Source organism: Flavobacterium sp. (genome assembly GCF_047602195.1).
Taxonomy (GTDB): Bacteria; Bacteroidota; Bacteroidia; order Flavobacteriales; family Flavobacteriaceae; genus Flavobacterium.
Genome location: NZ_JASGHW010000002.1, coordinates 70,576 through 94,712, shown reverse-complemented (window position 1 = coordinate 94,712; position 24,137 = coordinate 70,576). Strand labels below are relative to the sequence as shown.

The following is a 24,137-nucleotide window of genomic DNA, read 5'->3' as shown; positions in this document are numbered from 1 at the left end:
AAAATTAGAAAATGAAACATTTAATCATCATATTGCTCGTGTCGGTTTTTGGAATGTCGGCACAGGCGCAGGAAAAAAGCAAGAATGCCAAATATTCGTTTGAAGTCAACGGCAATTGCGACCAATGCAAAAAAAGAATCGAGAAAGCGGCCTATTCTGTTTCGGGTGTCAAAATGGCGGTCTGGGATTTGGAAACGCACCAGCTCAACGTGATCCTGAACGAAGAAAAAACCTCGGTTGCCGAAGTCAAGAAAGCCATCGCCAAAGTCGGCCATGATACCGATGAATTTAAGGCCACCGACGAAGATTACACGAACCTGCACCACTGCTGCCAATACGAAAGAAAGCCATGATGAAGCACACGTATACAGTCACCGGAATGACCTGCAACGGTTGCCGGATTGGGGTAGAAGACAAGCTCAGCCGTATTCCGGGCGTGGTCCAGGCAACGGTCAATCTCGAAAAAGGAGAAGCCGAGATCGAGATGAAAACACACATTTCTACGGGTGCGTTCCAAAATGCACTCGGTGACAAATACAAGATTTACGAAAAGAATGAGGCGCTTTCGCTGCCGATGGATTTTGGGATGGAACAGCAAAAGTCGGAGTGGCGGCAATTGTTTCCGCTGTTCCTGATTTTCGGCTACATCACGGCCGCTTCGGTTTTGATGAACTGGAAAACATGGAGTGGACATCATTTCATGCTCGATTTCATGGGACTGTTCTATATCGTATTCAGTTTCTTCAAGATGCTCGATCTCAAGGGTTTCCCGGATTCGTTCCGGATGTACGATCCGCTGGCCAAGAAAATTCCGGTTTATGCGACGGTTTATCCGTTCATCGAAACCATTCTTGGCCTGATGTTCTTGATGCATTTTGAGATAGCAATCGCGCTGTATGCCACGGTTATCATTCTGGGAATCACAACGTTTGGCGTAACCAAAGTGCTGCTCGACAAGAAATCGATCCAATGTGCCTGTCTGGGTACGGCTTTAAAACTGCCGATGACCAAAGCCACGTTCATCGAAAACAGCATCATGATTGCGATGGCGCTTGTGATGATTTTGCAGACTTTTTAAGCGTTAAGAAAACCTAAAAGTCAAGCGATAAATTGCGGTTTGCGTAAATTATTCTTACTTTCACAGGCTCAAAATAAAACAAGCAGAAACCCATGGACAATTTCGAATGGACCCAATTATTGAATCCCGAATTTTACATCACTCTAAAAGTCGGGGGCATCGAATGGGGTCTGTACATCGTGACCTTTATCGTTTTTGCCGAAACCGGATTGTTCGCGGGATTCTTTTTACCGGGCGACAGTTTGTTGTTTCTTTCCGGAATCTACAGCCGTGATTTGATCGAGAATGTCGTTTCGATCCCGAGCGATTTGGTCAATGTGACCTTGCTTTCGACGATTATTGCTGCTGCGGGAATACTGGGCAACATGGTGGGTTATTGGTTTGGCGCCAAAAGCGGCTATTACCTGTTCAAAAAAGAAGACAGCTTTTGGTTCAAGAAAAAATACCTGTTGCAATCCAAGGATTTCTTTGAAAGATACGGCGGGAAAGCCATTATTTTCGCGCGTTTCCTACCGATTTTCAGAACCTTCGCGCCTATCGTGGCCGGCATTGTGACCATGGACAAGAAGAAATTCATGTTCTACAACATTTTGAGTTCTTTCCTTTGGTCTTTCGTTTTGGTTTTTTCAGGACATTATCTTTACGGGATGTTTTTGGAGAAATTCGGCATCGACCTCAAGCACCACATCGAGTACATCGTCATCGGAATTATTCTGATCTCTACGTTTCCGGTGTTTATGAAATTGATCAAGAAACAGAAACCGGCAGTATAAAAAAGAAATCCGTTAGTTCGCTAGCGGATTTTTTTTTTTAACATTAGACTGCTACGGAATTTCTAAAAGATGCGTTTCCGAAATCATGTTGCCATCCGCATCCATCCCTTCCATGACCACACAAACCGATTTCTGGTACAGGTTGGGAATCGAAAAACTGAAACTTCCATTCTCATCGGTATCGATCATCGGATTCCAAAAGATGGTTCCGAGTTTCTGGAAACCTTCCTCACGGACATTGTCGTATTTCGGATTTTGGAACGGCGTATGCCGCTGGAACCCATTCTTGATGACTAAGGCAGGAGAGCCTGTCGGTGAAACTTCGTAAGAAGAACCTTGTTTGGTGTAAACCTTAATCACGCCACTGGAACCGCCTACCGACACATCGTTTGAATGTTTGTTCAGGTAAATCTCATCGATGCGCGCCAGCGTATAATTTTCAAGGACATCAAAATTAGAAACCATTACATCATCTATAAAAACGACCGGACTCCGCGCCGGTGATCCTCCGGTTACGCCACCGCCGCTGGTGCGGACCATTACACTGCCGCCCAGGCCATAACCATTGGTTCGCCTGACGGTTTCTGTACGCGAGACCTGCGGACTTGTGGTGGTGCCCGGTATGCCCATTTGGCTGTAAATCATTACCGATCCTTCTGCGCGGCTTACCGAAAAACCATTGGCGCCGATGTAACCCAATAACGATTTGGGCGCATCGGCATCGGTAACCTTATAACCGCGGGCGGTCATATTGCCCATACGGTTGCGGTACTTGAGCTTGTTTTTTTTGTTTTCGATTGTGATGCTGTCCAGAAGAATTGAGTTTTCAATCTTGGGAAAAGGCAAAGAACTTTCATAAACAATCGGTGTTGCACAATGCTTGACCGGGGAAACAAACGCTTTAATCAGGCGGCGGTTGTTGTTCAGTATTTGGAAACCCATTCGTTGGCCCAATATTTTTCCGGTCTTGTCTTTGGGCAAAAAGTAGATCTTGGCAGAATCGATGGCCAGCAAATTCTTGAAGATGAATTCGTTTTGCGCATCCGGACTGGTAAATTCGTCAAAACCCAACGACGTCGATTTCATGTTGATCTTGAAAATATCGGTTTTTTTAGTGTCCGAATTGATGATGCCTTTGACGGCCAGGCCAAAATCGGAATCGTACTTTTTTTGCGGAGGCGCTGTCATTATCTGTTCCCAGTCGTATTTGGGCTTTTCGGTCAGTAGTACGTGGTCGAGTTCGTAATGCTTCTTTCGGTTGAAATCACGCAGGTAATATCCCAAGTGGCCCACAGGCTCCTGCAAGTAAGCATCGAAAGCCATGCCTGCTTGGATCGGTTTGTCGGGCGATTGATTGACCGAAGCCGCCGGGACCACTGAAATACTCATTGTTCCCGCCCGAATGCCGGACGCACCGGTAATCTTAATCTGGTCTTGATTTTTTGAGACAATGTTCAGCAGGCTCTTCTGCGGCACATCTAAAGGGTCATAAATAACGCGTTGGGCGAGCAGTTTCGCATTCGAATCCACGAGGAAAAAGGCATTGAGCCCGCCAGCTACCTCGCTGCGCTGGATGGCTAGGCTTTGCTCAAAAACACCGACAGGGAATTGCAAATCGATGAAATTGGCACCGCCGTTTTGCTGAATGACCAAGGTCAGTGTTTGGAGGGAGGTATGGGTAGCCGGGTTGGTCTTGACCTTGACCATGACCTTGTCCTGGACAATGCAGTTGTTGGCCGAAAAAGTAAAGCCGGTGGCCGACGGAAGCGGAAGCAATCGCTCTTGGCTAACACCGTTGGCCTTGAAACGGATGCGGTAGCGTTGCAGTTCGGCGTTGTAAACCTCAAAGCGGCCATAGCCGAACTGGTCGGTCGAAGTGGTGGCCAGCACAGTTCCTTTGGTGTCGATGACCTCAATACCGCCCAAGGCAATGCCCAGTCCGGAGCAGTCGGCCACGCGAAAACCGATGGTATTGGAAACACCGGCAAGAAAAACACCGCTTTCGGGAAAAAACTGTACGTCGATTTGATCGTAATTGATTTTTTGTTGCCAGCCGATGGTTTTGTCTTGTGTATTGAGCAAGGTAATGCGGTACACCGAAGATTCGTCTTCCGCAAAATTGTTCATATAATTTGTAAAGGCTTGGATAAAATATGTCCCCGATTTGATGTCGTCGGGAATGTTGAAGTAACCGTCGAATAAGCCGTTTTCAGCGAAATACAATTGCGAACCTACTTTCTGTCCATTTTCATCCAACAGGTTCAGGTAAACATTGGTGGTGTTGTGCGTCGGCTGGTTTTTTTTCTCGACAATATACCCTTTGAACCAAATACGGTCGTTGGTTAGGTAGATGTTTTTATTGAGATGCAAATGGATGTTTTCGCGGTCGAGCGCAAAATATGATTGGAGTGCGGTTGCCATTTTCTGGTGCAACGGATTCGGTGCCGGTTGTTGTGCGTATACGGACAAGGCAAGCAGGCAAATCATGGTTTGCATGTAGAATCGAAGACGGGTCATGTGTATTGGTTTGGTTGTGACGAATATAGTATTTCCCAGCCAAATCCAATACAGAAAATCTAGACTTAATGTTAAAAAAAATCCCGTTTCAATCGAAACGGGATTTTTATTTGTATCGGTTTTGATCTTACATCATACCGGGCATGCCACCGCCCATCGGCATTCCGCCTGCAGGGGTATCTTCTTTGATGTCGACCAATGCACATTCGGTGGTCAGGATCATTCCCGAAACCGAAGCGGCATTTTCGAGAGCCACACGCGTTACTTTTTTAGGATCGATGATGCCGGCCTTGAGCATGTCGACGTATTCATCGGTTTTGGCATTGTATCCGAAATCTTTCTTGCCTTCGGCTACTTTGGCCACGACAACCGAACCTTCGAGACCAGAATTCTCTACAATTGTACGCAATGGCGCTTCCACGGCACGCGATACGATTTGGATTCCGGTCGCTTCGTCGGCATTGTCGGTCTTGATCGAAGCCAATACGGTTTTGGCCCTCAATAAAGCCACACCGCCTCCGGCAACGATTCCTTCTTCGACGGCCGCACGGGTGGCGTGCAGGGCATCGTCCACACGGTCTTTTTTCTCTTTCATTTCCACTTCAGAAGCGGCGCCCACATACAATACAGCCACACCTCCGGCGAGTTTGGCCAGACGTTCCTGCAATTTTTCGCGGTCGTAATCAGAAGTCGTGGTTTCCATCTGCGACTTGATTTGGTTGATGCGCAGCTTGATGTTGTTGGCATCGCCGGCACCGTTTACGATCGTCGTATTGTCTTTGTCGATGGTTACTTTTTCGGCTGTTCCGAGCATTTCCAAAGTCGCGTTCTCCAAAGTATAGCCGCTTTCTTCCGAAATCACGGTTCCGCCCGTCAAAATAGCGATGTCCTCGAGCATGGCTTTTCTACGGTCGCCAAAACCAGGAGCCTTAACCGCGGCGATTTTGAGCGCACCGCGCAATTTGTTCACGACCAAAGTAGACAAAGCTTCGCCGTCTACGTCTTCGGCAATGATGAGCAAAGGTTTGCCCGATTGCGCCACCGGTTCGAGTACCGGAAGCAATTCCTTGAGCGAGGAAACTTTTTTGTCGTACAACAAAATGTAAGGTCTTTCGAGTTCGACTTCCATTTTATCGGTATTGGTCACGAAATAAGCCGACAGATAACCGCGGTCGAATTGCATCCCTTCCACGACATCGACGTAAGTCTCGGTTCCTTTGGCTTCCTCCACGGTGATGACACCTTCTTTGCCTACTTTGGCGAATGCCTTGGCAATCAATTCGCCGATGGTTTCGTCGTTGTTGGCCGAAATAGAAGCAACCTGCTTGATTTTTTCAGAGGAGCTGCCGACTTCCTTGGCTTGTTTGCCCAGATCGGTAACGATGGCTTCAACAGCCTTGTCGATACCGCGTTTCAAATCCATCGGATTCGCTCCGGCAGCGACGTTCTTGAGTCCTTCTTTGACGATGGCTTGAGCGAGAACGGTAGCGGTTGTCGTTCCGTCTCCGGCCAGGTCATTGGTTTTGGAAGCGACTTCCTTGACCATTTGCGCGCCCATGTTTTCGAGGGCATCCTTTAATTCGATTTCCTTGGCTACGGTCACCCCGTCCTTGGTCACGTTTGGTGCACCAAACGATTTGCCGATGATGACGTTGCGGCCTTTCGGGCCCAAGGTTACTTTTACTGCATTGGCCAATGCGTCCACGCCGCGCTTGAGTCCGTCGCGGGCTTCGATGTCAAATTTTATATCTTTTGCCATGTTTTATTTGTTGAATCGTTAATTTATTTTATACCGTTCGGTCTTTCGGCCTCGGGTGTTGCATCGTTTAATCGGTTAGATGATGGCAAGAATGTCATCTTCTCTCATTATTAAATAATCTTTGCCTTCGAGTTTGAGTTCGGTTCCGGCATATTTTCCGTAGAGCACGGTGTCGCCTACTTTTACGGTCATGGCATGGTCTTTTGTTCCATTGCCCACCGCTACGACAGTTCCTTTTTGCGGTTTTTCTTTGGCCGTATCGGGAATAAAAATACCTGAAGCAGTTTGGGTTTCGGCTGCGACAGGTTCGATTAAAACGCGGTCTGAAAGTGGTTTGATGTTTAAAGCCATAGGGTTTGTATTTTGTGTTAACTAATTTTCGGGTTCGCCTTTGTCAGAAATTGTGCCATCGGCCCAAAACTGACATTTTGTTAAAAAAAATGCCAGCGTGGTGACAAGCTGGCATTTTCTATGGGTATCGTTTACCGATTATTTTTTTTCGGTCTCTGCAGGTGTTGCTGCTGGTTCTGTAGTGGCAGCATCAGTTGTTGCAGGAGTAGCGGCAGCCGGTGTAGCTGCGGCAGGAGTTGCCGGCTTAGGCGCAGCAGTCTCGGTGGCGTCATTTCCAATTTTTGAACTGTTGTCGTTCAATGCTCCGGTAAAACTCAAGCTCGACAACATGATCAAAACGATCAGGATGGTTCCCAAGGTCCAAGTACTTTTGTCGAGGAAGTCGGTTGTCTTTTGAACACCGCCCAACATTTGAGATCCGCCCAAAGTAGAAGATAAACCACCTCCTTTAGGGTTTTGAACCATGATCACGACGATCAACAGGAAACAAACGATGGTGATGAGCACCAGAAAAATTGAAAAAGTATCCATTTTGTATTAAGTATTATTTTGTTGTAAATTCTTGATATCTAAAATTCGGTCTGCAAAGAAACTACTTTTTTCCGGATATTTCAAAATTAAAATTTCATAAGCTTGAATTGCCTTGTGATATTTTTTTTGTTCGAGGTATACCCGTGCCAAAGTTTCGGTCATCAAATACGAATTGTCAGCACTGCTGGGCTCTACAATTACACTCGGTGTCAATGGCGCGTCGTGTTTGACCGGTGAGATTTTTGGACTGGTTTGGATAAAACGGTCAATCAACTCGTTTTTTTTTTGTTTCTCCAGGTCGGTTTCGGAGAAATTTTCTGCTGCGGGAATCAGGTTTTCGATTGCCGTCTCTGCTGCCGTTACAGCATTTTCCTCACGTACAATCGGTTTGAATTTCGAGAGTTGCAGCCACTCCTGGAACGAATGTCTTTCGTCCTTCGAAAACTCCAATGGTTTGCCGATTTCAAGGTTTTGTTCGGCCTGGGTTTGGTTGGGAATTTCTTCGGGAATGATGTCCGTTTGCGTTGTTTGCGCTGGTTCAGAAGAATCAATAACTGTTTCGGGCTGCATTTCGGAAGCCAGTTCGGCAGGAATGATCTCCGGGATTTCGGCTGTTTCATCTGTAACCGATGCCGTGATTTGATTGTCGGCAGCAATTTCGGTTTCTGAAAGGATTTCTGTTATGGCTTCTTCGGTCGTTTCTTGTGCCCATTCCTCTTTGGCATCCGTTTCGGTTGGTGCCGTGGTGCTTTCTTCCGATGCAACTGCTGGCCCGGCCGGTTCGCCATCGGTACCGGTTACCGGAATCCAATCGTCTGCCGACGGAACTTCTTCGGTCGTGGCGTTCATGCTCGAATCTACGACCATTTCTTCCTGTCCCGCTTCTTTGATCGAAGACAAGATCGATTGTTCGACGGTGTTTTCGCGGATTTCCAACTTGGGTTCTACGAGTTCAATTTCCTTGACCGGAATCGCCGCGATTTCAGACAATTTCTGGTCGAGTAAATCGTTCTGGATCGAGGTAAAACTTTCCGAAGTGATGAAATCGAACAACACGCTGCGGTCGGCCGTATGCGCGGCGGTGACCTTGAGTACGTAATTGTACTTGAAGCTGTTCTGGTTGTAAAGTCCTTTGAGGTAAAGCGCGCGCGCACTTTGGAAATAAGGGAATTCCTGGACGATTTTTTCCAATACCGCCGTCTGCTTTTCATTCACAGCATCGGGCTTGTTCATCAAATAAATATATTCTGTTATATTCAAAATGTGATCGGTATCGGGTTAGTGAAAGCAAATTAACGAATAAAGTTCGCCAATTCAAAATTTACCATTTGGCAAATGATTCGTTGAAAATATCCTGCGTAATCCGTTCGAGCACCTCGTCGATGGCTGAGTTGAGCGGTGCGCCAACCAACTGGGTCGTGCCCGAATAATCGTAGAAAAAAGAGAAGCGTTTTTCAAAATCATCGGCTTCCTTGTTCTTGTTGGTGTAACGCACATTGACCGTGATGATCAGTTTGGTTTGCGCCGCACGCTGGTCGGCCGTGGCCGTAGTCGGCTGGAACCGGTAATCGACAATTTCGCCTTCGTATACCAAATCGCCACCGGTACGTACCAGGTTCAGGTTGGTTTGGTTCTGGATCAAATCCTGCAATTTGAGCGTAAACGTACGGTCGAGCCCGGGTTCCACCAAAGGCGCATTGTTGAGGAAATAATTGACCTGGAAAGTTTTGGCGTCGATTTTTCCCGTCGTTCCGGTAAAGTTGTACACCCCACAACCGTTCAGGCTGATCGCGGCGACCATTAAAATCAGGAATTTGATGTGTTTCATAAGGTGTAAAGATACAAATGTGGCTTTATATATAGGTGTACCGAAATTACAAATCGAATTGTTTGATCTTGCGGTACAAGGTGCGCTCCGAAATACCGAGTTCGTCTGCCGCGGCTTTGCGTTTGCCTTTGTTTTTCTCGAGCGATTTCTTGATCATTTCGATTTCCTTTTGCTCGAGGCTCAGTGTTTCTTCTTCCTCGATGGTTTCGGCGAAAGAATAATCGTCCTCGGGTTCGTGCGTATCGATGATCGGTTGTTTGTTCTGTACCGGAAGAACCGACAATTCGTGCGGTTCGACAAAGTCGATTTCACTGTCGTCCTGTCGTCCGTAGATTTTCTGGATCAGGTGCGGATTGGTTTCCTGAACTTTCGACGCGCCATTTTTCATGAGTTCGAGCGTCAATTTTTTCAAATCATTGAGGTCGCTTTTCATGTCGAACAACACGCGGTACAAAATATCGCGCTCGGTGCTGAAATCGCTTTCCGATTTTTTGCCCGGAATCACCGAAGGCAGGTTCGAGCCTTCCTCGGGCAGGTAACTTTGCAAGGTCGTCCCCGAAATGTCGCGGTTGGTCTCGAGTACCGAAAGCTGTTCGGCCACGTTGCGCAACTGGCGGATGTTGCCGCCCCAACGGAATTTCTGCAACAGGTTCACCGCGTTTTCATCGAGCCGCAAGGGCGGCATTTTGTATTTGTGCGCAAAATCCGAAGCGAACTTGCGGAACAGCAAATGGATGTCATCCTGGCGTTCGCGCAACGGGGGCAGGTTGATTTCGACGGTACTCAAACGGTAATACAAATCCTCGCGGAATTTGCCTTTCTGGATCGCGTCGAACATATTGACATTGGTTGCGGCCACGATGCGTACGTTGGTTTTCTGCACCTGGGACGAACCCACCTTGATGAATTCGCCGTTTTCGAGCACGCGCAACAGACGCACCTGGGTCGTGAGCGGCAATTCGCCTACTTCGTCGAGGAAAATGGTGCCGCCGTTGGCTACTTCAAAATAGCCTTCTCGGGTGCTGGTCGCGCCCGTAAAAGCGCCTTTTTCGTGCCCGAACAATTCGCTGTCAATCGTGCCTTCGGGAATCGCGCCACAGTTCACGGCAATGTATTTCCCGTGTTTGCGGTGGGAGAGCGAGTGGATGATTTTGGGAATGCTTTCTTTCCCCACACCGCTTTCCCCGACGACCAATACCGAAATATCGGTCGGGGCAACCTGTATGGCCTTTTCGACGGCGCGGTTGAGTTTCGGGTCGTTCCCGATGATTTCAAAACGTTGCTTGATGGCTTGTACTGATTCCATAACTGTAATTGTAAAGTGTTCGGAGACTTACTTTAATTTGGTTTTGATGGGCAATGTGCCGAGAAGCCTGCGGATTTCCTTGTATTGTGTTGGATCCAAATCGGCTTTTCGGATCACGAGCGCTTTTCTGGAAGCGATAAACAATAAGAAATACGCGTTGGTTTCGGTAATTTTTTTCAAATCTTTCCAGAAATATTTGATTTCGAAACTTTCTCCTTTTTCCTGGAAATAGTCATTGGTGATGATGAAACGGATGTCTTCCTTAATCCGGGGTTGGTCGAAAATGGTTTTTTTGACATGTTGGTATACCGCGTAAACCATCATCGCCGGAAAAAGCAGCAGCCAGAGCAAGATGGGCCCGATGTCCGAAAATGTTGATTGGGGATCGAGCAAAACAACCAACAGCATGAGTACAAACGAAGAAACCAAGATCCAATAAATCGGGCGGTTCAAGACTAATCCGAGTGAAACCTTGAAATAATCCTTGAACAAGATTTGCGGTTTGATGACAATTTCTTCCATATTAATTCATTTCAGAATAGCCGACCGCTTTGCCGATCAAGGTGCCGCTGGTGCAACTGGTAATCTCGACGTTGACGAAATCGCCAATTTTGTAATTTTCCTTTGGGAACACGACCATAAGGCTTTGTGAATTGCGTCCCGACAAATCATTTTCGGATTTCTTTGACACCTTTTCAATCAGGACTTCTACCGTTTTACCGACATACATTTGGGTGCGCTGGCCTGAGTGTTTGCGTTGCAAATCGACGATTTCCTGCAAGCGGCGCAGCTTGGTTTCTTCGGGCACATCGTCTTCCATTTTCCTGCCGGCCAATGTGCCGGGTCTTTCAGAATAGGCATACATATAGCCGAAATTGTATTGGACGTATTCCATCAAATCCAAGGTGTCCTGGTGGTCCTGCTCGGTTTCGGTCGGGAAGCCGGCGATCATGTCCTGCGTGATTTCGACATCGGGAATAATATTCCTAATCTTATTAATGAGTGTAATGTATTCCTGGCGCGTGTGCAGGCGGTTCATCAGTTTGAGGATGCGGTCGCTGCCCGATTGTACAGGCAAATGGATGTGCTTACAAACATTCGGGTATTTCGCGATGACGTGCAAAACCGGTTCGTGCATGTCCTGCGGATTCGAGGTCGAGAAACGGATGCGCATTTTGGGGAATGCCACGGCCGCCATTTCGAGCAATTGCGCAAAATCGACTGCGGTCGCCTTGGCCATTTCGGAGGCATTGACAAAGTCCTTCTTGAGACCGCCGCCGTACCACAAATAACTGTCGACATTCTGACCCAATAAAGTGACTTCCTTGAATCCTTTGTCCCACAAATCCTTGATCTCGTCCATGATGCTTTGCGGCTCGCGGCTGCGTTCGCGTCCGCGCGTAAACGGCACGACGCAGAACGTACACATGTTGTCGCAGCCGCGCGTGATCGACACAAAGGCGGTGATGCCGTTGCTCATCAGGCGCACGGGAGAAATGTCGCCATAGGTTTCTTCTTTTGAAAGGATCACGTTGATCGCGTCGTTTCCGGCTTCGACTTCTTGCAGCAAATTCGGTAAATCTTTGTAGGCGTCGGGGCCAACGACCAAATCGACGATTTTTTCCTGTTCGAGGAATTGGCTTTTGAGGCGTTCGGCCATGCAGCCCAAAACCCCGACTTTCATTTTCGGGTTCTGGCGGCGCTTGACGGCATTGTATTTTTCGAGGCGTTTGCGGACGGTTTGTTCGGCCTTGTCGCGGATGGAGCAGGTATTTACGAGCACCAAATCAGCTTCTTCCAAAACAGAAGTTGTGTTGTAGCCGTTGGTCGCCAAAATGGAAGCCACGACTTCGCTGTCGGAAAAATTCATCGCGCAGCCGTAACTTTCTATAAAGAGTTTCTTTTTGTTTTCGGGATTGTGTTCGAGAACGAGGCTTTCACCTTGTTTGCTTTCTTCAATAATCTTTTCCATAAACACTTTTAAAGCGGGATTTCGTCAGTGCGCAAAGATAAGACTAAAAATCAAAATCTGACAAGATGGCAGTTTAACATTAACAAACTTTAAATTATTTTGCTAGATTTGGAATGCCAAAACAAACGCTATGAAGTTAAATTACTTAAAGTTACCGTTGTTGATATTGCTACTCAATGTCTTCAACGTTTCCGCCCAAAATGTGGAATGGGCCAAAATGATGACCGCGACAGGTACCATAGGCTTGCATGCAATTGCCGCAGACCATTCCGGAAATTCTTATGTAGGCGGAAATTTCCTGGGATCGGCTAATATTGCGGGTATTGCCTTGGCCAATTCCAATGCTTCCGGACTCGACTGTTTTGTGGCCAAATTCAACGCATCTGGTCAGCCGATATGGGTCAGTCGAATAGGAGGAGATATCAGTCAGGAGACTAAATTTGTCAAGACGGATGCCACGGGAAATGTTTACATCGCGGTGACTTCAAACGGATTACAGACCACTATTGGTGGCGTGGTTTATAACAATGAAGCCAATTCAACCGATTCTTATATCGTGAAATACAATACTGATGGCGAAATCCAATGGGTACGGTCTATCAATACAGTGTCCAGTGAAGTGATTTATGGTTTTGATGTGAGCGCTGAAGGCAAGGTTTTGCTTGGATGTTCGAGCGGTGCGCCAAGCCTCACTTTGGGCGATTACACCGTAGTTGCGCAAAATGGATTTACCAGATTGATGGCGGCCCTTGACACCAATGGAAATTATCTTTTCGCAAAGCCATGTGTTTTTGGGAAATTTAAATTTTGCCCTGATGACAGTTTTTATTTGTGTGCCACCTTTCAGGATTCGGTTACCATTGAAGGGCAGACGCTACTCACGAATGACAATGCAGGCGTGAACCAGCCTTATGGCGATATTTTTTTGGCGAAGTTCGATTCGGAGGCCAATCTCATTTGGCTTAATCAATACGCAGGAAATAAGGAGGACAGCCTGCGTTCATTCGATGTTGACAGCGAAGGGAGTGCTTATTTGCTTGGAAATTTCACAAGTGATAATCTGACGTTTGGCTTTACGGCACTCAACAAGATCCAGCAGCATTCTGATTTCATGGCCAAGATTAACAGCGATGGTTCGACCGTATGGGCTAAAAATATTTGCGGCAACGGGATTTACTTGTTTACCTACACTAATTCTGTTGATGCTGCGGGGAATATCTTTATTTGCGGGACGTATGATGGAGACTACGATTTCGGGAACGGTGTTTCGCTTGCCAATTATGATGAAGTCGGTGTCAATTCCACGCATTTCGTAATCGCATTCGACAATAATGGAACGCCCAAATGGAGTAAATCGGCCAATTATACAGGCGTATATGGTTGGAATTTTATCACGAGTAATGATTCCGGCGATGTATTTTTCACGGGGAATTTCAACAGCACGTCCATTTCTTTTGACGCCGTTACGCTTGCGGGAAGTTCAAATCCCGGGGTTGATGGTTTTTTGATGAAGGCACATGACAGTGCGTTGGCTGCTGCTTCCTTCGATAGGGCATCGACAGGACTTTTCCCGAATCCGGCAGCGCATCAATTGTATGTAAAAAACCTGGATTTGGAAAAAAATACGAAGTACCAAATAATCGATATGCAAAGCCGAATAGTGCAATCGGGGATGCTTTTGGATAACAATACAGGACTCGATATTAGTGAATTGAATGCGGGTTTCTATGTTCTATCGATTGGTGGAAGCGCCTGGAAATTCATCAAGAAGTAATGTTTTTTGGACGGTTGACTTTAATCGAGGAGCAAGCCAATTGCCATTCGATCGCCACGTTGAAACCAAATAAAAAAACAACTATAAAAAAAAATCCCATACTTTTGCGGCACGCAACCGAGCGAAAACGAATCGGACTTGCGTCAAAAAACAATTGAATATGGCAAAGAATTTAGTGATAGTGGAGTCGCCTGCAAAGGCAAAAACGATAGAGAAATTCCTCGGCAGTGATTTCCAGGTGGAATCGAGTTACGGGCACATCGCCGATCTTCCGTCGAAGGAAATCGGGGTTGATGTCGAGAACGGATTCAAACCCAAATACGAAGTCTCGCCCGACAAGAAAGCACTGGTCAGCAAACTCAAGACCTTGTCCAAGAATGCCGAAACGGTTTGGCTCGCGAGCGATGAGGACCGCGAAGGGGAGGCCATTTCTTGGCACCTGGCGGAAGAACTCAAGCTCGATAAGAACAAGACGAAAAGAATCGTTTTCCACGAAATCACCAAAAGTGCCATTCTTAAAGCGATCGACAACCCAAGGGAAATCAATTATGACCTCGTCAATGCGCAACAGGCGCGCCGCGTACTCGACCGATTGGTGGGTTATGAACTCTCGCCGGTGTTGTGGCGCAAGATCAAAAGCGGATTGTCGGCCGGACGTGTGCAATCGGTGGCCGTGCGATTGATTGTCGAACGCGAACGCGAAATCCAGGATTTCAAACCGGTGGCGACTTATTCGGTCGTGGCCGAATTCACGAATGAAACCGGAAAAGCGTTCAAGGCCAAACTGCCCAAAAACTTCAATACGAAAAAAGAAGCCGAAGATTTTCTGCAGAAAAACATCGGTTCTATATATAAGGTGTCGGATCTTGAAACCAAACCGACCAAAAAATCGCCTGCCGCCCCGTTTACGACCTCGACCCTGCAACAAGAAGCCGCGCGTAAATTGTACCTTCCGGTTGGCATTACGATGCAACTCGCCCAACGTTTGTACGAGGCCGGACTCATCACGTACATGAGAACAGACAGCGTGAACCTGTCGAACGAAGCGATGAAAGCCGCCGAAGACGAAATCGTCAAGTCATATGGCAAGGAATTTTCCAAACCGCGCAACTTCGTGACCAAAAGCAAAGGCGCACAGGAAGCGCACGAGGCGATCCGTCCGACCGATATGGGAAGGCACAGTGTCAACATCGATCGCGACCAGGCGCGTTTGTACGACCTGATCTGGAAAAGGACGCTGGCTTCACAGATGAGCGACGCCGAGTTGGAGCGTACCAACGTCAAGATCGAAGCCAACAACCACGGCGAATTGTTTACCGCAACCGGCGAGGTGTTGCTTTTTCGAAGGTTTCCTCAAAGTCTACCTCGAAGGGCACGATGACGATGAGGAAGAACAGGAAGGCATGCTCCCGGCACTCAAGGTCAACGAAAGACTGCACAATAATTATATTACGGCCACCGAGAGGTATTCAAGACCGGCCGCCAGATACACCGAAGCATCGCTCGTGAAGAAACTCGAGGAACTCGGTATCGGTCGTCCGTCGACTTATGCGCCGACGATTTCGACAATCATCAACAGGAATTATGTCGAGAAAGGCAACCTCGACGGACAAGAAAGAAACTACACCCAACTGACTTTGGAATCTGGGAAAGTAGGCGAGAAAGTACTCACTGAAAATACCGGTTCAGACAAAGGGAAATTGGTGCCGACCGACATCGGTTCGATCGTGACGGACTTTTTGGTCAAGAATTTCGAGAACATCCTCGACTACAATTTCACTGCGAAAGTGGAACAGGATTTCGACGAAATCGCCGAAGGCAACCGCGACTGGGCCAACATGATGAACGACTTTTATGCGCATTTCCATCCGAATGTCAAAGAGGTAGAGGCCAACGCCGAACGCGAAAGCGGCGAACGAATTCTCGGAACCGACCCGAAAACGGGTAAACCGGTCAGTGTGCGTCTCGGGAAATTTGGACCGATGGCACAAATCGGTGATGCCGAAGATGAAGAAAAGCAATTTGCGAGTTTGCGTACGGAACAGAATATCGGGAACATTACTTTGGAAGAAGCACTCAATTTGTTTTTGCTTCCGAAAAATCTCGGTACCTATAAAGGAGAAGAAGTCGAAGTCAACAATGGTCGTTTCGGGCCGTATGTGCGTTTCGGGAAAATGTTCATTTCACTGCCCAAAGGCGAGGATCCGTTGGATGTGACGATGGTCCGTGCCCAGGAACTCATCGATGAGAAAGCCAAAGCCGATGCGCCGATTGCCAATTACAAAGGCGAAGGCGTGCAAAAAGGAGTGGGACGTTTCGGGCCATTCATCAAATGGAACGGGCTGTTCATCAACGTGAGCAAGAAGTACAATTTCGACAACCTTTCACAATCGGATATCGAAACCTTGATCGAGGAAAAATTGCAGAAAGACATCGACAAGGTCATCCATAACTGGGAAGCCGAAGGCATTGTGGTCGAGAAAGCGCGCTGGGGCCGTTCGGTGATTTCCAAAGGAAAAATCAAGATCGAGCTCAGCAAGGATGTCGATGCGGCCAAACTGACCCTGGACCAAGTCAAGGAAATTATTGAAAAGAAAGCGCCGGCCAAGAAGACCGCAGCCAAAAAAGCACCCGCAAAAAAAACAACCGCCAAAAAGAAATAACCCATGGGATTTGATTTCCTTGCCCCTTTAGAAGAAGAAACCGTTTTGTTTATCGAAGGATTGTCGTCCCAGCACTTGGGCAGCAAAGTGGTGTTGCATACCGAAAGCGACTTTCCTGATCTGGACCAGGTCAAGATGGCTATTGTGGGCGCGATGGAGAATCGCGGGCAAAATAAAACCGAAGCCGTCGAGTTGTCGTATATACGGCAGGAATTGTACCGTCTGTTTCCGGGTAATTGGCATGTGTCGATTGCCGATTTGGGCAACATACTCCCGGGAGATTCAGCCGAAGATTCTTATTTCGCGTTGCAGCAAGTGGTGGCCGAACTGTTGAAAAGAAACATCATCCCAATCGTTATAGGCGGTTCGCAGGATTTGACGTATTCGCTTTACCGCGCCTACGACAACCTCGAGCAGATGGTGAACCTGGTTTCGGTCGACAGTAAATTTGATTTCGGCAAAGAAAGCGAAGGGATTTCGGCCGCGTCTTACCTGACCAAGATTGTGATAGATGAACCCAATAATCTATTCAATTATTGCAACATCGGATTCCAAACCTACTATAATTCGCAGGAAGAAATCGATTTGATCGAAAAGCTGTTCTTTGATGCCTATCGTTTGGGCGATGTGTCCAATAACATTGTGATATCGGAACCGGTTTTCCGCGATGCCGATATCGTGAGCATCGATTTAACATCGGTGAAATCATCCGACTCGGGAAATTTCACTACTTTTACGCCTAACGGCTTCAATGGCAAGGAGATTTGTTCGTTGTCGCGTTATGCGGGAATCAGTGACAAGGTTTCTTTGCTCGGGATTTTCAACCATGACAATTCCCGACAGGAAGCGGTTTTGATCGCGCAGGTGATTTGGTATTTTATCGAAGGCTATCATTTCAGGTCGAATGAGTATCCTTATGGAAGCAAGGAAAACTACCTGAAATACATCATCCCGTTTGAAAACGACGAACTGGTGTTCTTCAAGAGCAACAAGACCGATCGTTGGTGGATTGAAATACCATTTATTTCAAGTGTTAATAATAAACTAAAGAAAAGTACGTTATTACCTTGTTCTTATGAGGAGTATCTCGCGGCCTGTAATCAGGAAGTGCCCGAAAGATGGTGGAAGGCGCAGCGTAAGAACATTATTTAAGGCTTTTCGCAGTATTTTCGTATTTAATGGACTTGAAACAATGTTTATAAGTTTATTTTGGTAAGAAAAAACGTACGATTAAATGAATTTTAGGTATTTTATCGATGTTTTTTGCACTTTGTCGATAAAAATATTTTTTTTATTCGATTTAAATTTTAATTTTGGTCAGTAAAATAAATTTTACGACAAATAATTGCTTTTTTGAAAAATAATAAATAGGTTTACGCCCTTAAAATTATGAATACATACATAACCCAAATTTATATGAAGAAATTCATCGCATTTACAGCAATTACAGCCCTATTGGTGAGCTGTAGCGGGTCTGGTGACAAAGGTGAACTGGTAGGTGTTAAAGGACGCAAATGGCATCCGGAAAAACCTTACGGAATGACATTGGTTCCGGGTGGTTCATTTATTATGGGTAAATCAGATGATGATTTGGCCAATGTACAGGACGCGCCGACTAAAACTGTTACAGTTAGGTCTTTCTATATGGATGAAACGGAAATCACCAACAGTGAGTACCGCGAATTCGTAGAATGGGTAAAGGACTCAACAATGAGGGTTCGTTTGGCTATCCTTGCTGATGAAGTAGGTGGTGGCGGAACCGCCGGGGCTGGTGGGAAAAAGAGTGGAAAAGGTGGCAGTATTGGCGACTTTGCGTTCAACGATGCCGATCCTGCAAAAATGACCGCGTACGATAAATATATGTATGAAAACTACTATAGTGTTGGGACGGATGACGATCCTTACGCAGGTAGAAAACTCAACAGAAAAGTAAAGTTGATCAAGGATACTTCTAAATATCCGGATGAGTATTACACTGAGGTTATGGATAGTATGTATATCCCTGTAGCTGAAGCGTATAACGGTTTGCGTACGGTTGATGTAAGCAAATTGAAATTCCGTTACTCATGGATGGATATCCAGGCTGCGGCCAAAGCCAAAGTCGGCAAAAGAAAAGACTTCATCAAAACCGAGCAGGTTAAAGTGTATCCAGATACCACTGTTTGGATCAAAGATTTCGCCTACTCTTACAATGAGCCAATGCACAACGATTACTTGTGGCACCAGGCTTACGGTGAATACCCGGTTGTGGGTGTGAACTGGAAACAGGCCAAAGCATTCTGTGCATGGAGAACCTTGAAGAAAAACACTTACATCAAATCGAAGAAAAAAGGGAGAGACCTTGTGAACTCTTTCCGTTTGCCAACCGAGGCTGAATGGGAATATTCTGCAAGAGGTGGTCTCGAGTCGGGTGCTTACCCTTGGGGTGGTCCTTACACGAAAAACGACCGTGGCTGTTTCTTGGCTAACTTCAAACCAAACCGTGGAGATTATGCTGCGGATCAGGCTTTGTACACTGTTGAGGCTAAATCTTACGAGCCGAATGGTTACAACCTTTACAACATGGCGGGTAACGTTTCTGAATGGACTGATTCTTCTTACGACGCAGGTGCTTACGAGTACGTGTCTACGATGAACCCGAATGTTCCGGACAACAAGAATATGCGTAAAGTGGTAAGAGGCGGTTCTTGGAAAGATGTGGCTTACTTCCTCCAAGTAAGTACACGTGATTTCGAATATGCCGACACGGCAAGAAGCTACATCGGATTCAGGACAGTTCAAGATTACATGGGAACTGTGATTACCGGTAAGGCACCTAGAAGATAAAAATTGACCAATTTTATTATATTAACTTAACTAACTAAAAATTATTATTATGGCATTTTTAAGCAAAAAAGCAATGAATTTCGCTTACGGTATGGGAGCGGCAGTAGTAATCGTCGGAGCACTCTTTAAGTTGATGCACTGGCCGGGAGCAAGTATAATGCTTATTGTTGGACTTGGAACTGAGGCTTTGATCTTCGGACTTTCAGCTTTTGACCCGGTAGATACTGAACTGGACTGGTCATTAGTATATCCTGAGCTTGCGGGCGGTGAGGCCAAAAAGAAAGAAGCTAAAGAATCTCCAAAAGATGCTGAAGGGTTGTTGTCACAGAAATTGGACAACATGTTGAAAGAAGCTAAAATCGATGCAGATTTGATGGCTAGCTTAGGAAACAGCATCAGAAACTTCGAAGGTGCTGCAAAAGGAATTTCTCCTACAGTTGACGCGATTGCTTCTACTAAAAAATACAGCGAAGAAATGAACGTAGCTGCTGCGCAGATGGAGTCATTGAACAGCTTGTACAAAATCCAGTTGGAAAGTGCTTCTAGAAACGCACAAATCAACAATGAAGTTGCTGAAAACAACCTTAAATTGAAAGATCAAATGCAATCGCTTACGTCAAACTTGTCTTCATTGAACAATGTTTACGGCGGTATGCTTTCTGCAATGGGCAACAGAGGATAATCCTGACTAATTTTTAATATTAACTTAACTAACTAATTAGAAATAATGGCAGGAGGCAAATTAACCCCTAGGCAGAAGATGATTAACCTGATGTACCTGGTTTTCATCGCCATGTTAGCATTGAACATGTCAAAAGAGGTCCTTTCCGCTTTTGGTATCTTGAATAATAAAATCGTTGAATCAAATAGATTGACTGACCAAAGAAATCAGACTTCATTCGAGCAATTGGCTCAAAAGGCGCAAGATCAACCTTTGCAGTACGGTCCTAAGAAAGAAAAAGTGGACAAAATCCGCGCACTTTCTAAAGATTTCAATGATTATATCGAATCTATGAAGACTGAGTTGACCAAAGAGTATCCAAAAGATGCGAACGGAAATTATCCTTTCGAAGCGATGGACAAAGGCGACAAGGTTGACGAAAAATGGTTTGAAGGAGACAAACCTTCTAAAAAAGGAAAAGAGTTCTTGGACAAGATTGCAAACTATGTTTCGCAAATCAAGCAAACTGGCGGAAGCGCTATCGTTGCTGCCGAGATGACTAAAATTGAAAACCGTTTCTCAACCAAACCAGTTTTCTCTAAGACTGAAAACAAAAATATCGAATGGCTCGAGTACAACTACAAAGGATTCCCTTTGATTGCTACGGTAACCAAGTTGTCACAAATCCAGGCTGATATCAAAACAACTGAAAGCGATATCATCAGCGGAATGTTCCAGTCTGACCTCGTTGCTGCAGCGTCATTGACCGCTTACCAGCCAATCGTTGTTCCTGAAAAAACAGCTTTCTTCCAAGGTGAGGCCGTTAAAGGTAAAATCATCCTTGGTAAATTCGACCCGAACCTCGTGGCTAAGTCAGTTATCGTTAATGGATCTGCTGTGAAAGCTCAAGCTGGACAAGCTGAATTCTCTTTCGGCGCTGGTGCAGTAGGAGAGCATGACATTACCGGTACGTTCAACTTCGACGAAAACGGAAAAGTAGTAAGCTTGCCAATCAAAGGAAATTACGTCGTGGTTCCAAGACCAAACTCTGCTACCATCTCGGCTGATAAGATGAACGTAGTGTACCGTGGAGTTGTCAACCCAATGACCATCTCTTTTGCTGGTGTATCTGACAATAACGTTACGGCTTCGGCTCCTGGTATGACCAGAGGTTCTAAGCCAGGTAAATACGAAATCCGTCCTGGTCAAGGTACCGAGTTGACGATCAACGTTACCGCTAAATTGCCTGATGGAAAACCAGTTTCTGACAAGAAGACATTCCGTATCAAAGGTATCCCTGCACCGGCTGGAACCATCCGTGGTGAAATGGGTGTAGTAAAAGGACCAAAATCAAGCTTACTCGTTTCTTCGGTAGGTGCAAAATTGGTTGACTTTGATTTCGAAGTAGGCTTGGACGTTGTAGGTTTCAACATCAAAGTAGCAGGAAAACCAACTGTGGTTGTTCAAGGAAACAAATTGAACTCACAAGCACAGGCAATCCTTTCTACGGTTTCAAGAGGTGACCAAGTGACCATCTCTGAAATCAAGTGTAAACTGGTAGGTGCAGGTAGCTACATGTTGCCAAGAACCGCTCCGGTTATTTTCGAAATACAATAATAATTTAAGTTAGCCGTTAACCTACTTAAATAACTTATAATTATAACAAGATGAAGTGTAGAAATTTTTTATATGTTATTGCTTTAGCTGCCGGAACTTTTTCCGCAACCGCGCAATCTAATTTGCTCAATGCAAAGACGCCGGATGAAATCGGAAAGAAAACGGCCGCCCAGCTAATTTCTGACAACGACAAACCGTTGCCATACGGTTATGTGCATGACAGAGACGTTTTGATGGGAAAAACCACATGGGAAATCATCGACCTCGATGAAAGAATCAACTTCCCGATGTATTATCCTATCGACAGCGCCAACATCGGAAAGGACAGACGATCATTGTTTGATGTGTTGACCAAAGCGATGAAGGAAGGCAAAATTACCGAAGTATATACCGATAGTTATTTCAACACTAAGAAAACCTTGAAAGACATCGCGTCGGCCACTACGCGTATCGATACGACCGACCCGGGTAGAGAGCAATTCAACGCCGGGATTCCAATCGATCCGCAATACATCGTAAGAACCGATTTGGGTGCGATTGACGTGTCGGATTATAAGATCAAAGGGTATTGGTATTTTGACAAGCGTCAGAGTGAACTCAAATACCGTCTTTTGGGACTTTGCCCGGTAACGCCAGACGTTTATACCGTGGGTAAGGAAGAACAGGATTACATCGAATTGTTCTGGATTTACTTCCCGGCAGTGAGAGATGTACTGCACGAAGCCAAGGCGTTCAACGACAGAAACTCGGCGATGCCGATTACCTTCGACCATTTGCTCAACTCCAGACGATTCAACGCTGTGATTTACAAAGAGGAAAACGTATACGGTGACCGTGAAATCGCCGAATACCTCAAGGAAAACTCACAGATGCAGCTCCTCGAGTCGGAAAGGGTAAAAAGCAAGATCCGCGATTTCGAACAAGACATGTGGAACTACTAAAAGTTTCATTTAATATAGAAAACTCTCACCATTACGGTGGGAGTTTTTTATTTTTGTGCCATGATAGATTACCTCATTGTGGGCAGCGGCCTGGCCGGAATCGCCTTTTCAGAAACGGCATTGCAGCACGGCAAGTCCATCCGTGTTTTCGACAACCATTCCCAGCAATCTTCCTCGGTGGCGGCGGGCTTGTACAATCCGGTTATTTTAAAACGTTTTAGCGGATTGCAGCAGGCGCAACAGCAATTGTATGCGATGCAGCGATTTTATGAAATTCTGGAGCCTAAAATTGGTGTTGTGGTCAATCACCGCATGCCGATCCTGCGCAAGTTCTTTTCGGTGGAAGAACAGAACAATTGGTTCACCGCTTCCGACAAACCCAACCTGTCCGCTTTCCTGTCAACCGAATTGATCCACCAACAGTATCCCGGAATCGAGTCGCCCTTTGGTTTTGGTGAGGTTCTGCAAACCGGGTATGTCGATACGGCCAGACTGGTTCAAAGTTACCGCGAATACCTTTCCAGCCATAATTGGTTCGATGGTTCGGGTTTCGATTACAGCCAACTCGAAATCACCGCCGATTTTGTGCGTTACAAAGACATCGAAGCCAGGCAGATCGTCTTCGCAGAAGGTTTCGGGATCAAGCACAATCCGTATTTCAACTATTTGCCGCTCAATGGGACCAAAGGCGAATTGATGATCGTACGCGCTCCCGAATTAAAACTCGATGCTATCGTCAAAGGCAATGTGTTCGTGTTGCCGATTGGCAATGATTTATTCAAAATCGGAGCGACCTACAATTGGGAAGACAAAACCAATGAACCGACTGCGGAAGGCAGAAAGGAACTGGTCGAAAAAGCCAACGAAATTTTGCATTGTGACTACGAAATCGTTTCGCACCTGGCGGGAATCCGTCCCACGGTGAAAGACCGAAAGCCTTTGCTCGGGACGCATCCGCAATACCAAAACCTGCATGTGTTCAATGGGCTCGGCACACGTGGCGTCATGCTCGCGCCTTTGATGGCACAAATTCTTTTTGAAAGTATAGAAGAAGGAAAGACGATCGATCGCGAACTCCGCATCGAAAGGTTCGGTTGATTACTTGCCGGCCGTCGGATCGTAACTGACAAACATATTGATGTACAACGTCCGCGACCAACGCAGGATGACGGGCATCAAAACCACCAAAACGATAAAAATCCAAACGAAGGCCGATACCATACCCGTACGGAACACCAGATTGGCGATCAGAAAAACAACAATCCCAAGCGCTACGTTGACCGCATAACTCACATACATCGCCCCAAAAAAGAAAGACGGTTCCATGTGGTACTTGAGTCCGCAATGGCTGCAATGGTCGTGCATCTTGAGCGTTTTGCCAAAGGTGTATGGGTTTTTGGCCACATACATGCTTTCGCTATGGCATCGGGGGCAACTTCCTGTTAAAATGCTATTTAGTTTGGATCCTTTTTTTAACATTTGCAAAAATTTTTTGTGCGGATTTTTCGTCCGTAAATTTACAAATTCGATTACAGATAAA

20 protein-coding genes and 1 pseudogene are annotated in these 24,137 nt (G+C 46.1%); 11 read left to right on the top strand and 10 right to left on the bottom strand.

Features of this window, described 5'->3' with window-relative positions:
- The first annotated feature begins 11 nt into the window (after positions 1-11).
- From QM717_RS01400 to QM717_RS01390, 3 genes are all read left to right on the top strand, one after another.
- Positions 12-353, top strand: coding sequence for a heavy-metal-associated domain-containing protein (locus QM717_RS01400; RefSeq protein WP_415034089.1), 342 nt, complete (start codon positions 12-14; stop codon positions 351-353).
- Complete coding sequence (locus QM717_RS01395; RefSeq protein WP_415034906.1) at positions 353-1,078, top strand: heavy-metal-associated domain-containing protein; 726 nt, start codon at positions 353-355, stop codon at positions 1,076-1,078. The genes QM717_RS01400 and QM717_RS01395 overlap by 1 nt, the downstream gene beginning before the upstream one ends.
- 92 nt (positions 1,079-1,170) lie before the next feature.
- Complete coding sequence (locus QM717_RS01390; protein ID WP_415034087.1) at positions 1,171-1,851, top strand: DedA family protein; 681 nt, start codon at positions 1,171-1,173, stop codon at positions 1,849-1,851.
- Between the two features lie 51 nt (positions 1,852-1,902).
- Here the strand turns inward: QM717_RS01390 and QM717_RS01385 are convergent, their stop codons facing one another.
- From QM717_RS01385 to miaB, 9 genes are all read right to left on the bottom strand, one after another.
- Complete coding sequence (locus QM717_RS01385; protein WP_415034085.1) at positions 1,903-4,368, bottom strand: hypothetical protein; 2,466 nt, start codon at positions 4,366-4,368, stop codon at positions 1,903-1,905.
- Between the two features lie 127 nt (positions 4,369-4,495).
- Positions 4,496-6,127, bottom strand: a complete 1,632-nt coding sequence (gene groL, locus QM717_RS01380; protein WP_415034083.1) for a chaperonin GroEL — start codon at positions 6,125-6,127, stop codon at positions 4,496-4,498.
- Positions 6,128-6,202: 75 nt separating this feature from the next.
- Positions 6,203-6,478 (bottom strand): co-chaperone GroES, encoded by a 276-nt coding sequence (locus QM717_RS01375; protein ID WP_415034081.1) that lies wholly within the window; start codon positions 6,476-6,478, stop codon positions 6,203-6,205.
- A 138-nt stretch (positions 6,479-6,616) separates the two neighbouring features.
- Positions 6,617-7,009, bottom strand: coding sequence for a preprotein translocase subunit SecG (gene secG, locus QM717_RS01370; RefSeq protein ID WP_415034079.1), 393 nt, complete (start codon positions 7,007-7,009; stop codon positions 6,617-6,619).
- A gap of 6 nt (positions 7,010-7,015) precedes the next feature.
- Positions 7,016-8,242, bottom strand: a complete 1,227-nt coding sequence (locus QM717_RS01365; RefSeq protein WP_415034077.1) for a hypothetical protein — start codon at positions 8,240-8,242, stop codon at positions 7,016-7,018.
- An 88-nt stretch (positions 8,243-8,330) separates the two neighbouring features.
- Positions 8,331-8,837, bottom strand: coding sequence for an LptE family protein (locus QM717_RS01360; protein ID WP_415034075.1), 507 nt, complete (start codon positions 8,835-8,837; stop codon positions 8,331-8,333).
- A 46-nt stretch (positions 8,838-8,883) separates the two neighbouring features.
- Positions 8,884-10,143 carry a sigma-54 interaction domain-containing protein gene (locus QM717_RS01355; RefSeq protein ID WP_415034073.1) on the bottom strand — a complete coding sequence of 420 codons (1,260 nt, stop codon included), beginning with the start codon at positions 10,141-10,143 and terminating at the stop codon, positions 8,884-8,886.
- A 27-nt stretch (positions 10,144-10,170) separates the two neighbouring features.
- The gene (locus tag QM717_RS01350; RefSeq protein WP_415034071.1) at positions 10,171-10,665 is read right to left on the bottom strand and encodes a YcxB family protein; all 495 of its coding nucleotides are present in this window, start codon (positions 10,663-10,665) and stop codon (positions 10,171-10,173) included.
- A 1-nt stretch (position 10,666) separates the two neighbouring features.
- Positions 10,667-12,115: a tRNA (N6-isopentenyl adenosine(37)-C2)-methylthiotransferase MiaB gene (miaB, locus tag QM717_RS01345; RefSeq protein WP_415034069.1), complete on the bottom strand. Its 1,449-nt coding sequence runs from the start codon at positions 12,113-12,115 to the stop codon at positions 10,667-10,669.
- Positions 12,116-12,245: 130 nt separating this feature from the next.
- On the opposite strand from miaB, the gene QM717_RS01340 reads away from it, so the two are divergent.
- The 8 genes and pseudogenes from QM717_RS01340 (at position 12,246) to QM717_RS01305 (ending at position 23,695) form a co-directional block, all read left to right on the top strand.
- A complete protein-coding gene (locus tag QM717_RS01340; RefSeq protein ID WP_415034067.1) occupies positions 12,246-13,889 on the top strand; it encodes a T9SS type A sorting domain-containing protein in 1,644 nt (547 codons plus the stop codon).
- Between the two features lie 160 nt (positions 13,890-14,049).
- Positions 14,050-16,552 (top strand): annotated as a pseudogene (gene topA, locus QM717_RS01335) (type I DNA topoisomerase).
- A 3-nt stretch (positions 16,553-16,555) separates the two neighbouring features.
- On the top strand, positions 16,556-17,704 hold the full coding sequence (locus tag QM717_RS01330) for a formimidoylglutamase (protein WP_415034065.1): 1,149 nt from the start codon (positions 16,556-16,558) through the stop codon (positions 17,702-17,704).
- Between the two features lie 264 nt (positions 17,705-17,968).
- Entirely contained in the window at positions 17,969-19,378 is a 1,410-nt protein-coding gene (gldK, locus tag QM717_RS01325) for a gliding motility lipoprotein GldK (RefSeq protein ID WP_415034063.1), read from the top strand.
- Between the two features lie 49 nt (positions 19,379-19,427).
- Complete coding sequence (gldL, locus tag QM717_RS01320; RefSeq protein WP_415034061.1) at positions 19,428-20,060, top strand: gliding motility protein GldL; 633 nt, start codon at positions 19,428-19,430, stop codon at positions 20,058-20,060.
- Between the two features lie 45 nt (positions 20,061-20,105).
- A complete protein-coding gene (gene gldM / locus QM717_RS01315; protein WP_415034059.1) occupies positions 20,106-21,656 on the top strand; it encodes a gliding motility protein GldM in 1,551 nt (516 codons plus the stop codon).
- 50 nt (positions 21,657-21,706) lie between these two features.
- Positions 21,707-22,597 carry a gliding motility protein GldN gene (gene gldN / locus QM717_RS01310; protein ID WP_415034057.1) on the top strand — a complete coding sequence of 297 codons (891 nt, stop codon included), beginning with the start codon at positions 21,707-21,709 and terminating at the stop codon, positions 22,595-22,597.
- A gap of 60 nt (positions 22,598-22,657) precedes the next feature.
- Positions 22,658-23,695, top strand: a complete 1,038-nt coding sequence (locus QM717_RS01305; RefSeq protein WP_415034055.1) for an NAD(P)/FAD-dependent oxidoreductase — start codon at positions 22,658-22,660, stop codon at positions 23,693-23,695.
- On the opposite strand, the gene QM717_RS01300 is transcribed toward QM717_RS01305, so the two are convergent.
- Positions 23,696-24,076: a DUF983 domain-containing protein gene (locus QM717_RS01300; RefSeq protein WP_415034053.1), complete on the bottom strand. Its 381-nt coding sequence runs from the start codon at positions 24,074-24,076 to the stop codon at positions 23,696-23,698.
- Between the last annotated feature and the right edge of the window lie 61 nt (positions 24,077-24,137).